The sequence below is a fragment of the Arenibacter algicola genome (assembly GCF_000733925.1).
Lineage (GTDB): Bacteria > Bacteroidota > Bacteroidia > Flavobacteriales > Flavobacteriaceae > Arenibacter > Arenibacter algicola.
Genome location: NZ_JPOO01000001.1, coordinates 1857896 through 1870997 on the forward strand (window position 1 = coordinate 1857896; position 13102 = coordinate 1870997).

General features: G+C 40.4%; 8 protein-coding genes. All 8 read right to left on the bottom strand.

Annotated elements, in window-relative coordinates:
• Positions 1-22 precede the first annotated feature (22 nt).
• Complete coding sequence (locus U735_RS24480) at positions 23-2596, bottom strand: PQQ-dependent sugar dehydrogenase (RefSeq protein WP_034248101.1); 2574 nt, start codon at positions 2594-2596, stop codon at positions 23-25.
• 102 nt (positions 2597-2698) lie between these two features.
• Entirely contained in the window at positions 2699-3388 is a 690-nt protein-coding gene (locus tag U735_RS0107940; RefSeq protein ID WP_051891914.1) for a fibronectin type III domain-containing protein, read from the bottom strand.
• Positions 3385-6753: a PQQ-dependent sugar dehydrogenase gene (locus tag U735_RS25250; RefSeq protein WP_084681085.1), complete on the bottom strand. Its 3369-nt coding sequence runs from the start codon at positions 6751-6753 to the stop codon at positions 3385-3387. The genes U735_RS0107940 and U735_RS25250 overlap by 4 nt, the downstream gene beginning before the upstream one ends.
• A 579-nt stretch (positions 6754-7332) precedes the next feature.
• Positions 7333-8124, bottom strand: coding sequence for a formyl transferase (locus U735_RS0107955; protein ID WP_051891915.1), 792 nt, complete (start codon positions 8122-8124; stop codon positions 7333-7335).
• Positions 8125-8161: 37 nt separating this feature from the next.
• Positions 8162-9412, bottom strand: coding sequence for a GNAT family N-acetyltransferase (locus U735_RS0107960; protein ID WP_051891916.1), 1251 nt, complete (start codon positions 9410-9412; stop codon positions 8162-8164).
• 18 nt (positions 9413-9430) lie between these two features.
• Positions 9431-10483, bottom strand: coding sequence for a peptidoglycan bridge formation glycyltransferase FemA/FemB family protein (locus U735_RS0107965; protein WP_031443317.1), 1053 nt, complete (start codon positions 10481-10483; stop codon positions 9431-9433).
• Between the two features lie 169 nt (positions 10484-10652).
• On the bottom strand, positions 10653-12113 hold the full coding sequence (locus tag U735_RS0107970; RefSeq protein ID WP_031443318.1) for a class I adenylate-forming enzyme family protein: 1461 nt from the start codon (positions 12111-12113) through the stop codon (positions 10653-10655).
• 19 nt (positions 12114-12132) lie between these two features.
• Complete coding sequence (gene nadE, locus U735_RS0107975; RefSeq protein ID WP_031443319.1) at positions 12133-13098, bottom strand: NAD(+) synthase; 966 nt, start codon at positions 13096-13098, stop codon at positions 12133-12135.
• Positions 13099-13102 lie beyond the last annotated feature (4 nt).

Consider the following 13102-nt stretch of genomic DNA (forward strand, 5'->3'; position numbering starts at 1 on the left):
ATTTATTAATACTCTCGTAATATCATCTTTTAATAACTTTATACGCCTTATCCGTATCCTCATTTTGTATTTTCAGGTAATATAGACCACTGGATAAGATGGGGAACTCCAGTGTAACTAAATCATTTTGAATTGGGTAACTCTTTGAACTTACCAATATCCCAGAAATTGTATAGAGTACGGCATTTATTGTGTCTTGTGTAGAATTTTTCACTTCTACATTTATTAAATGCTCGAATGGATTTGGATAGAGTAATTCTGTAGCCTCAGGATTGATTGGAGGAAGGACTAATGTTTCAGACCAAATGGCAATGTTATTTGCACTGTCTTCGCCTGCACTGTCAAAAGTACCGCCCACATACAACCTGGATTTTGTGCCGTCGAACGTCAAGGAGTTTACGATGTTGCCGACCCCAACATCGGTTCCGTTGCCCAGAGCCTCCCAGCCTTTGTCCTCGCTCCATCGGGCAATATTGTTTACGATCATGTTGATGTCCGTCTCATCGGAGGCCGTTTCGAAATTTCCCCCTGCATACAGGTAGTCGCCATCTATGGCCAGTGCGTTCACATTGCCGCTAAGCCCCTGTCCCATGGCTTCCCATAGCATGGACGTACGGTCCCATCGCGCGATCCTGTTCACGGTATTGTTTCCGGCAATGGCGAAGTTTCCCCCCGCATAGACATGTTCCTGTGTAATGGCAATTGCCTGGACGAAGCCGCTAGTTCCCTGGCCCAAAGTACTCCAATCGGTGCCGTCCCAAACCGCGATCCTAGGAGCCGATTCTCCTCCCGCCGAGTCGAAATTCCCCCCGATGTAGATATGGCCGCTTTGATCTATTGAAATAGCGCGCACCTCATTATTGGTCCCCGCTGTCCCGGTAGTGGCGTCCGTCAAAGGCAGCCAAGAGCCGTCGGACCAAAGGGCAATGTTGTTTACAGTGGTGCCGCCGGCGATTTCGAAGGTGCCGCCAACGTACACTTTATTGTCCGGCGCGATTGCGATACTAGAAACGGGGCCGTTGGTCCCTTGGCCCAGTGCGGACCAACTTCCGCTCCAAACGGCAATGTTGTTTGCAGGGATCCCGCCTATTTGGGTAAAATCGCCTCCCACAAAAACGTTGCCCTCACTATCTATGGCAATACTTTTTATGTCCCCGTTGGCGCCATTGGCTAATTCATTCCATTCCAATTCTGGGTCGTACAGGGCGATATTGGACGGGGCCATATTGCCTGCTGCGGTAAAACCTCCGGCAACAACGATAGCATCGTCGCTCGTGGCCGCCATTGCACCAACGGTCCCATTGGTCCCTTCCCCCATGCCGTACCAATCGCCAACTCCGTTGACCGCAATGGTCTGGGGGCCATTGTTGCCTCCGATTATTTTGTAGAGTTTTGATGATGTTCCATAATCGCTAAAGTAAAGTTCTCCCGTTTCATCCAGGCCAAAGGATGAGATGTACTGCCCGTTGGTCCTAAAAAGCAGCTCGGATGTGGCGTCCCCTGAAGAGGGGTCGTAACCAAGGGCCCATACCCTGCCAGTGATATAGTCGCCAAAGATATACTTGTCCTTTATCTGGGGATTGTTGCTTGCGCCCCTGTATACATACCCCCCGGTTATGGAGATGTCCCCATTGCCCCTGCCATATTCGAAGATGGGCTTTAAATCCGGGGTGGTGGCCAGTACTGTGGATCCGTCTTCAACAGTATTCCCCTCGAACCTGTTCCATCCATAATTCCCTCCTTTTACGATAAGGTTGATCTCCTCCATGTCCCCTTGTCCCACATCGGCTCCCCACATGCGCCCTGTAGGTCGGTCAAAGGAGAACTTCCAAGTGTTCCTTATTCCCCAGGCAAAGAGTTCGTCCAATCCATTTTGTCCCACCCTGGGATTGTCGGAGGGTATCTCATAATTGCCGTTGGGCTCGTCTGGGTTTGATTCAACGGTGTTATTCCCATCGAGGTCAACATCTATCCTAAGGATGCTTCCAAAGACGTTGTTCAAATTTTGTGCGTTCTTGTTGGGGTCGCCGCCACCGCCTCCGTCCCCTATGGAGAGGTAAAGGTAGCCGTCCGGGCCAAAGGCGATCTTACCGCCATTATGGTTGGAATTGCCTTGGTTCTTGTCGAAGCTTAAGATTTCCAACCGGGTTGAAGCATCAGCAAGGTTTGGATTGTTGGCCATTACGGTGTACCTGGCCAAAACGATCTCTACGTTGATACCGGAGACACTGCTCTGTCGTGTGTGGTAAACATAAAAATATCTGTTTTGTCTGAAATTAGGATGAAAGGCTAGTCCTAAAAGTCCAATTTCCTGCCCAGAGGAAAAACTGACGGTACTCTGGATGTCTAGAAAAGTATTCACTACGGTAGTGCCTTGGTCGTTCTGGAAAACCTTTATTCGTCCGGCTTGTTCCAGAACGAACAACCTGTTCGTGCCATCATTGGCATTCATTATTTCCGTGGGATATTCGAAACTAAGGTTTGGAAAGGCATCTTGATAAGTTACTTGGGAATGGCAATAGATTATTCCAATGAAGAAAACCAAACATATTAGAGATGTTCTTTTTCCTGATTTTGCTTTTAAGTTTAAAGCCATAATTGTCCTTAATTAATTCATAATATAAATATATCGTTTATCTTCTTGAATCTAAATTGTATCAGGGATTAAAATAGAAGGATAATATATTAGGATGCCATTCTATTCGACTTCAAAGGTAAAAATATTTGAGTTGGATTCATTGCCCAATACATCCCTTGTGGAAATTCTCCAATAATATTTTTTACCTGAAGATAAGGTAACTATGGTAATGCTGTTCTTATTGTATTTCTCCTGATAAATGGCTGGAGGAGTTGTTTCGTCGAAATAAACGTCATATTCCAAAATATCTGAATCCAGATCATTTCCAATCCATTCCAAGATAACTGAATTTAGATTGGTGGTCAGAATGGTCCCATTTTCTGGTTGAATGTATTGGGCCGGAAATGGGATATAATATTCCGTTTGGTTACCTGAATTATAGAAGGACCAAGTATCGCTAGGTATTGACATGGGATTATTTGGAGAGGAAATGTACCAAGTATAGGGGGTACCTCTTTGGATGGTAATGGGCAATTGTGTATTTTGGGTTGAATAAGTTCTTGTTTCAGATAAAAATAGGTTTGTGATATGTACCTCATAGGTGTCCGTGTTCTCCAATGGCGCCCATCTGAAAACTACTTCACTTTGTGTTACCGAAATAACACTTCCCTCTATACATTCGGAAACGTTTTCAGGAAAAATCAATTCGATTTGCCTCGGGGTAACCTCTACATTCTCCTTCGAATTATTGTCCTTGCTACATGAGGCTGTCAAAAGGAATATGAATCCTGAAATTAATACTATTTTCATTGTTTGACTATTTTGTGGGTATCTATGGATATCCCGTCATTGACTAATAAATAATAAGTTCCTGATGAGAGGTTGGGAATTTCTAGTTGTGCCGTACCATTTTGGTACTTGAAGGAAGAAGACATGATTAATTCGCCTGCTGTTGAATAAATAGAAATTTCGATTTCCCCATTGGTTTCCCTAAAAGCTGATAGTATTACATGGTGGTCAAAGGGATTCGGGTGTATGAACGAATTTTTTAATGTAATTATCTCTTCATGTAAACCTTGACAACTTAAATCTGTTGAGACTTGAATGATGTTGATATTTTGATCCAATATTAATTTAAATGTATTTTCACTGGTGTTAAAATAGGATCCGTTATGGGTTATCTTATAATTATTGGCACCGCTCATTTTTAGTGTTAGAATATGGTTTTTGGTATCCAAGGCTGTTGTCACCAACAATTCTTCCGGTTGGGTAATTACAATATTTGAACAATTATTATAGTTGGGGAAACCTTGATTAGTCAAGCATATTTCATATAGTCCTGATTTTAAATTAGTTATTTCAACATTTTCTGTAAAGGTATAGGTGTTATTTACATCTTGTCCAACTAACATAGCCGATGAATCAAAATTTTTGTTTTTGGATGAAACAGTTATTATGCCGTTGTCAGAACCATTGCAGCTGAGTCCTGATGCCGTAATAGTATAATTATCAATTGGTAATTCAGAAATTGTGCATCCAAGATTGTCTACAGCTTCATCAGGTGCTGTATTGGGGCATTGGTCAAGATTGTCGGGTATGCCATCATTGTCGCCATCCTGAATTATGAATTCTACAATGATTTTTAGAGTTTGTATACAACCGTCGTCAGTTTCGAAAGTATAAGTTCCTTCATGGGATTTGTTAATATTGTTTATAGTAAGGTCACCTAAAACCAAAGAGCCATCCATTAGTTCGATTGTGAATCCAATTTCATTTGGTAGCATACTTAATATTAATTCCGAACCTTCCTGGACCGTTATTTCGTTAAGGCCACTATCTGCTGTTCCATTAATCGTATATTCTGTACTTGTAGATGGCGGGCAAATTAGATTTAAACTCCATTGGCTAATATTATTTGCACTGTCTTCTCCTGCACTGTCAAAAGTACCTCCGACATACAACCTGGATTTTGTGCCGTCGAACGTCAAGGAGTTTACGCTGTTGCCGACCCCAACATCGGTTCCGTTGCCCAGAGCCTCCCAGCCGTTGTCCTCGCTCCATCGGGCAATATTGTTTACGATCATGTTGATGTCCGCCTCATTGGAGGCCGTTTCGAAATTTCCCCCTGCATACAGGTAGTCGCCATCTATGGCCAGTGCGTTCACATTGCCGCTAAGCCCCTGTCCCATGGTTTCCCATAGCAAGGACGTACGGTCCCATCGCGCGATCCTGTTCACGGTGTTGTTTCCGGCAATGGCGAAATTTCCCCCTGCATATATATGTTCCTGTGTAATAGCTATTGCCTGGACGAAGCCGCTAGTTCCCTGGCCCAAAGTACTCCAATCGGTGCCGTCCCAAACCGCGATCCTAGGAGCCGATTCTCCTCCCACCGAGTCGAAATTCCCCCCGATGTAGATATGGCCGCTTTGATCTATTGAAATGGCGCGCACCTCATTATTGGTCCCCGCTGTCCCGGTAGTGGCGTCCGCCAATGGCAGCCAAGAGCTGTCGGACCAAAGGGCAATGTTGTTTACAGTGGTGCCGCCGGCGATTTCGAAGGTACCGCCAACGTACACTTTATTGTCCGGCGCGATTGCGATACTGGAGACGGGGCCGTTGGTCCCTTGGCCCAGTGCGGACCAACTTCCGCTCCAAAGGGCAATGTTGTTTGCAGGGATCCCGCCTATTTGGGTAAAATCGCCTCCCACAAAAACGTTGCCCTCACTATCTATGGCAACACTTTTTATGTCCCCGTTGGCGCCATTGGCCAATTCGTTCCATCCCAGATCTGGGTCGTACAGGGCGATATTGGACGGGGCCATATTGCCTGCTGCGGTAAAGCCTCCGGCAACAACGATAGCATCGTCGCTCGTGGCCGCCATTGCGTTAACGGTCCCATTGGCCCCTTCCCCCATGCCGTACCAATCGCCAACTCCGTTGACCGCAATGGTCTGGGGGCCATTGTTGCCTCCGATTATTTTGTAGAGTTTTGATGATGTTCCATAATCGCTAAAGTAAAGTTCTCCCGTTTCATCCAGGCCAAAGGATGAGATGTACTGCCCGTTGGTCCTAAAAAGCAGCTCGGATGTGGCGTCCCCTGAAGAGGGGTCGTAACTGAGGGCCCATACCCTGCCAGAGATATAGTCGCCAAAGATATACTTGTCCTTTATCTGGGGATTGTTGCTAGCGCCCCTGTATACATACCCCCCGGTTATGGAGATGTCCCCGTTGCCCCTGCCATATTCAAATATGGGCTTTATGTCGGGCGTAGTGGCCAAAACGGTGGCCCCATCTTCCGTGGTCTTCCCCTCGAACCTGTTCCACCCATAATTTCCCCCCTTTAGGATCAGGTTTATCTCTTCCCTGTCCCCTTGTCCCACATCGGCCCCCCACATATTTCCCAAAGGCGTGTCAAAGGAGAATTTCCATGTGTTCCTTATCCCCCAGGCGTATTGTTCGTCCAAACCGTTTTGTCCCACCCTGGGATTGTCCGCGGGTATTTCATAGTTGCCGTCCGGCAGGTCCGGGTTGGACTCCACGGGGTTATCCCCGTCCAGGTCCACGTCTATCCTCAGAATGCTCCCGAAGACGTTCTCCAGGTTCTGTGCGTTCTTGTTGGGATCTCCGCCCCCTCCGCCATCGCCTATTGAGACGTAGAGGTATCCGTCTGGCCCGAAAGCGATCTTGCCCCCGTTGTGGTTGGACTGTCCCTGGTTCTTGTCGAAACTTAAGATATCCAATCGGGACGAAGGATCCGCCTGGTTGGGGTTGTCCGCCCTAACGCTGTAACGCGCCAAAACGATCTCCACATTGACCCCCGAAACACTGCTCTGCCTGGTGTGGTAAACATAGAAAAGACCGTTGCTGGCATAATCCGGGTGGAAGGCCAGTCCCAACAGTCCAATTTCCTGACCGCTGGAAAAGCTCACGGTTGAGGTAATATCCAAAAAGGTCTCCGCGACCGCAGTGTTTTCATTGTTCAGGAAGACCTTTATCCTTCCCGCCTGTTCCAGGACGAATAATCTGTTGGTACCATCACCTGGGTTCACTATTTCCGTGGGATATTCAAAGCTAAGGCCGGGAAAGGCATCCTCATAGGTTACTTGGGCTTGGCCTAATGCCGATATGAGGAAAATTAGGAAGTATGCCGCGAAAGCTTGAATTCGTAGTTTCATAGAAAATAAAATACCAAGTTGAAAAATTAAGGGGAGACTATATATAAATGTACGTTAATACAGATTGATTACTAGCTCTTTAGCTTAAAAAAATGACGCTATTACATTAATTATAATTTAAAGGAAGAAAAGTTAAATAACAAATAGAGAAATTACATACAATTTTATGAGCGTATGCTACTTGGAATGGTACAAAGGGATGTTATATGTAATTTTAGCAATCTTTATAGTACTATAGTGATCCAATTTAACCTCGTAATGTTCATAATATAGAACTTAGATATTTCAGTCCTAAAATAATGTTTTTTCATTTCAATTGGTTAAAAATTTAAAGGAGCCAACTATGAATGGACTTTGATCGTGTAAGGACTTTGATTCTGGGAAATAAAATGGTGTTCAAAATTATAAGTTCATTATTCCATCTTCCTATAAAATTGTACGAGCCCAATCCTATTTCCAATATCTTACCCAGTAAAAAATTACATAAAAAGGTCCCGACCTAAGTTTAGAATAGTTAAGGTCTTAAGAAGATATAAAGCTAAAAAGAACTCAAATTTTAATGGACTTAACAGAAGTGGATTACTTAACTTTTTTATTTAACCGATTAGAAATGTATTCCCAAATAGTTGGGTGGTAATATAAGTTTCCTTCATGATTTTTATTCCATATTTTTATTTCATAATTTTCATTTAATATATCTTTAATCGCTTTTTTTAAAATTGGTAAACCGGCAATAAGTTGAAGAAATGGATAGGTGTAGTAATTATCTTGATTTGTTGGGTTGATTTTTTTTTGGTACAACACGCCTCCTGTATCTATCCCATTATCAACCAAGTGAATTGTAGTTCCACAATTGGCACTATCGTTATTTACAAGAGCCCAGTATCCACCATGCCATCCTCTGTAGTTTGGTGTAATCCCCGCATGAATATTAATAAATTTTCCTTGGATGGAAGTTAAGGTTTTATTACCCAAAATTCTGGTATTAACAACTACTACCACCTCTGGATTTAGTTGTTGTAAGATATTTAAACATTCCGTGGAATTGACAGATGGGACTTTTGAGATAATGTCATTTTTAGCAGGTGTGCTATTAAGTTGCCCCAATTCCTTGATTATTAGCAATCTTTTTGTTGCCTCTATTTTTAGTAGGGGAACAATTAGTACGCGATTTAAGACTTGACCTAGAACATTTAATACACCTAATTTTTTAATTCTTCGCTTTAGAAAAATTTGAGTATTTACAGGTTGCTCAATAATTAGCCGCTCAATTTGAAGGCCGTTTTCAATTAAATAGTTGTACACCATTATAGGATACTCTCCAGGGCCACAAATCATTACTATTTTTTGGGACGGATTATTGATATCCATGTACCAATTCTTTGGAAATTTTATAATTTTTCATTATCTAATTGGATTTTGACATAGTGAGAATCACCCTCTTGTCTTTACACTCGAGTACAAATCTGTTTTTATCCAGAGTACTTTTTTTGACCTTCAAATCTTTTTCAGATGAGTTGTTCAGATATAAAAACTCAAAAATATTGGACTTTAAATCCTGCCATTCATCACTATCCCTGTTTATTTCAATAAATTTTTCCAAATTCATCTCACCCTCTATGGGTATAGACAGGTACCTTTCCCTTTCATTCTTCTTGACTTGTAGGTTTCTAAACCAAAAAGTCAACTTATGAATTTTGGCATTCAGATTCTTATCCCTGAAATATTGTTTAAGATTAAAATATAATGCTATGGTATTACCTAATACAATTGATATTATAGATGATTTATCGTAATACAGGTGATATTCAAAATAATACTCCTTAGTAGCCCATCTTTTTTTATAGTCGAAATAACCCTTTGAGAAATCAAAATATTTAAACTTTTGATTTATGGACCATTCAATAAGCTTCATAATAGTAACCGATCCCAAATGAAACTTTTCATAATCAATATCAAAAACGGTTATAGCGTCGAAAACAATAGTATCTGAAAAATAGTTTAAGGTTACACCAATGGGGGTATCCCCATTATAAATTACAAAAAGTGAGGCTTTCTTTTCAAGGATCATTGGATATGCCACCTCGGTATAAAAGTTCCATTCCTTTGGGTCTAGATTATTGTTGGTAGTACCTTTGTCCAAAAATCGTTTTTCCAATAGTTGCTTAAAATACACAAAAATGGTCCTGTATTGATCGGGATCTATGGCGCCATAATACATTTTATATGAAATATCAAAACAACTCTCCAGCCGTTTTTTGTATTTGTTCAGTTTGTATCTGGAACTTTTGCTAAATGAGGTTGAAAAGTATTGGTTAAAATCCGTGTAATTCCCAAGATCTACCAAATAACCAGGGTATTGTAGTATTTTAGTTAGTTTTAATTTAGTGTTGGAACTATTCAATTCCAAATCCAGGAATGTTGGGACATCATAAATTAAAAAAACTTTGTTTTCTACTCCTTCAGTCCGGTCATCAAAAAGTGAATAGGAGATTCCTTTGGTATAATTTTTACCGGTATTGACATAGATAGGCCACCTAGAAGATTTGACGAAGGATAATGGGTTAAAACATGGAAAAGAATAAGTGGGCTTATCTTGGTTGAAATGTCTTAACCAAATCTTTGTGAAAGTATCCGAAAGAAACGGATTGTCGATCATGAGTTGTATTTTAGGGTGTTATGCCTGACCTTCCCATCTATATGCCGGGAAATAGGCGTTTATATTGTCGTTATTGGAAGAGTGTAGCCCTTGTTGGTTCCGAATGGTCAGCTCTGTGTAGACAGAATCATTTACTATGTATTTCCATAACTTGAATTCTTTAAAATTTTTGGAAAATCCAGACTTAAAGCGAAATAGTGAATCTTCACTGCTTCCTAAGCCCCCACCCAAATTTAGGTATTTAAAATTTTCTTTGGTGGCCTTAATGCGCATTTCGTCAATAAGCATTTTAATTGGGTTTAAATGTAGAAAATCCTCAGAAGCCCCTGATAAATGATATTGAACAATATTATTTTTTTTTATAAACATGGCGCCTGCAATAATTCTCTTGGATTTATTGTCTTCTGCAATTAGGACTTCGGTTTTAAAATCACTACAATTAAAAAGATTAAAGAAGTAATCACGGCTAAAGAAGTAACCTTTTGTTGCATTTACTCGGCTCATATTTTCATAATACAAGTCGATAAACGCAATAATTTCACTATCGGTGGTGGCTGATTTTGCTGTATAATGATTTCTGGATTTGTTGATATAGGATTTAAGTCTACGATTATAACATTTCTTTTGTGTCTCAAGATCCTGGGTTAGATCTATATTCACAATTTTTCCAGCAATGGAAATTTTGCCAAGATTTTCCAAGACCGTGGACTGTAAAGGAATAAATGGATTTAATCGCGAAAAAATTGCAACTATATTAATTTTAAGAAAAAAATTCTGTAGTAGTGTCCTAAAATGAAGGTTGTCGTATGTAACACCCAGGTTTTTGGTCAATGGCCCAGCATAACCGTAAACAGAAGTTGCATCCTTAAATGAAGAACCGGGGATTTCCCTTATCAATAAAGGCAATGCAATTGTTTTATCTTCCTCAATATACTTAATGAGTATGGGGCGATCGTTATTATTTTTAGTTATTATGTGGTAATCATAAGTATGATAGAAGTCCGAATGTTCAAAGGATGCTACCAAGTCATCCCATTCCCCTTTCTTTTCTACAATGCTAATGTGCGGCATGGATCGAGTAATCTTTATAAAATAAACTAATCTAAAGTGAATCTTCCCCTTGCAAAGTACTTTCAGAAAGGTAAGAATATCCGGCATTCAATCTTACTGAATATAATATATATGGTGTTTGTTTTTCCATTTAATTTATAGTCCAGTATTGTAATTGGAACGGAATATTTTATTTTTTTATTTTCTTACCGGTAGAATTAACCGATATATTACTCTCGAATTCAATTTGTTGGGGGATCTTATATAGTGATAATTTCTCAGAACACCTCAGTAGGATTTTATCCTTCATTGCTTGTTGGTCCATCGGGCCGTTAAGCACAATAACAGCTTTTATTGCCTCCCCTAGTATATCATCTTCAACGCCAGAAATGGTGCAATCCACTACCTCCGAAACGGACAGAATAACCTCTTCTATCTCCTTAGGGCTAACGCGCTTTCCACCTACTTTAATAATTTCCTTTTTACGGGCCATAAGATAAAGGTAGCCATCGTTGTCGGCAACGGCGATATCCCCAGTACAAAGCCATCCATCTATTATGGCTTTTTTGGTTTCCTCCGGATCTTTATAATATCCTATCATAATATTTTCCCCTTTCGCCATTAGTTCTCCTTCTTCTCCAGAATTAACCACGTGCCCATAATTATTTACAATTTTTAATGATACACCTGGGATACCTTTACCAATAGATCCCTTTTTTTTACGGATCATACTTGGCGGTAAATAAGATAAACGTGCCGTTGCTTCGGTTTGTCCGTACATGACAAAAAATTCAATTTTGGGAAAGGCTTCGACAAATTCGTCAATAAAAATATTGTGTAATTTGCCTCCGGCCTGTGTAACATACCTTAGATCGGGAAAATCAGTATTCTTGAAATTTTTGGACTTTTTTAGCAAAATTTGGAAATGGCTAGGAACTCCGGCAAACCCTGTACATTTATATTTTTTTAAGTCATTTATTACCGACCCTAAAAAAATAAAGCTGTTATTTAACACTATAGATCCTCCCACCCGTAAATGGGTATGTAACAAGGAAAGACCATAACAATAAAAAAAGGGTAAAACAACTCCAATTACGTCCTTGGATGATAGGCTCAAGTATTCAATTATTGATTGGGTATTGGCTATAACATTTTGATGACTGATCATGACCCCTTTTGGTGTCCCTGTTGATCCAGAGGTAAAAATAATTTCCGCCAACCTATTTTTATCAAATTTAGGATCGAAGAAAACGGATTCCTGGCTGTTGATAATTTCGCCAAGGGCAGTTTCATCAAAAGGTTGTACACCGTTTGCCACTTGTTGTTGGGATTGTAAGCTCTTGGCCATAAAAACAGTGGTACAATCCGTAGCCTTTACAATAAAATCCAAATTTTCCTGCTCAATTGCGAAATTAAGAGGCACACAAACGTTGCCGGATTTAAGTATACCGAGGTAAGCGGTAATGAAAAAAACTGAGTTGGGACTGATCAAAATTACGTTTCGATCTTCGCCTATATTGTGTTTTAGATACGCGGCAACCTTTAAACTATCTTCATGAAGTTTTTTATATGAAATTGTTTCTTTAGGTCCCAACACAAAATCCTTTTCAAGATTTTGTGTTGAGGCAAATAAATAATCAAAAACATTCATAAATAAAGTGGTTATAGATTTAGAATATTGGTTTCATTCTCAAATATTCAGTGGTTTTTTTCTTTCTTTCAAAACTCTTATAAATATTTTCGATTTCTTGGGTCGTTTTGCCCATTACCTTTCCAACTTCTTCTGCTGGATAATTATTCTCCCAACCGTACCATACTAGATCCATTTCCTTAAATGGCATTTGGTAGAAAAAGTCTTCCTGAGTCTGTTCTGCGGTATAGGTATCGGTAGTTGGGGTTCTATCAATTATTTCCTGAGGAACACCCAAGTGTTTGGCCAACTGATATACCTGTGTTTTATATAAGTGTCCAATTGGCATTACATCTGCACCACCATCACCGTACTTTACAAAAAAACCTTGTTCAACCTCGTGCTTGTTTGGTGTTCCAATAACGGCACAATGAAGTCTTTCGGCATGATAGTATAACATGGACATCCTGCTGCGTTGTTTAAAGTTGGTGGAGGCAACAATTTGCAGATATTCCTTGGCAGGTAGCAACTTGCTGATTACTTCCCCATTGGGCTTTATAACAGTAATAGAAAATATAGCTGGAATGTTTTGACCTATATTTTGCTTGATCTCAATTTTGGCTTTATCCACTTTTGGGTCAAAATTGGTTATTACGTTGGCAATAGCCTCGTCCCTTCTTTCATAACAACCAAATCCGTCAAGAGCTTTTGTAATGTTTTCTTCCAATGTTTTAACATTGAATTTATTTGCTAGTTTCAAGGCAAGATTTTTACTGTCATCACTGGAATCTTGCTCGGGCAACATTATAGCTGTTACGTTCTGCGGACCAAAAGCTTTCGCCGATAAGGCCATACAAACAGATGAATCGATGCCACCGCTTATGCCTATCACGGCTCCTCTACGCTGTAATTTTTGGGCGACGTCTGTCTTTAATTTGGCGATGATATTATTGCAAACTTCATCAATGTTTTCAATGTGTAGAATGTCTTTTGAAAATGGTTTCATAAAA

Coding starts and splice junctions, on each gene's coding strand:
- U735_RS0107955 (WP_051891915.1), bottom strand. CDS start 8,124: ATGGATATCAATAATCCGTCCCAAAAAATAGTAATGATTTGTGGCCCT.
- U735_RS24480 (WP_034248101.1), bottom strand. CDS start 2,596: ATGGCTTTAAACTTAAAAGCAAAATCAGGAAAAAGAACATCTCTAATA.
- U735_RS0107940 (WP_051891914.1), bottom strand. CDS start 3,388: ATGAAAATAGTATTAATTTCAGGATTCATATTCCTTTTGACAGCCTCA.
- U735_RS0107965 (WP_031443317.1), bottom strand. CDS start 10,483: ATGCCGCACATTAGCATTGTAGAAAAGAAAGGGGAATGGGATGACTTG.
- U735_RS0107960 (WP_051891916.1), bottom strand. CDS start 9,412: ATGATCGACAATCCGTTTCTTTCGGATACTTTCACAAAGATTTGGTTA.
- U735_RS25250 (WP_084681085.1), bottom strand. CDS start 6,753: ATGAAACTACGAATTCAAGCTTTCGCGGCATACTTCCTAATTTTCCTC.
- nadE (WP_031443319.1), bottom strand. CDS start 13,098: ATGAAACCATTTTCAAAAGACATTCTACACATTGAAAACATTGATGAA.
- U735_RS0107970 (WP_031443318.1), bottom strand. CDS start 12,113: ATGAATGTTTTTGATTATTTATTTGCCTCAACACAAAATCTTGAAAAG.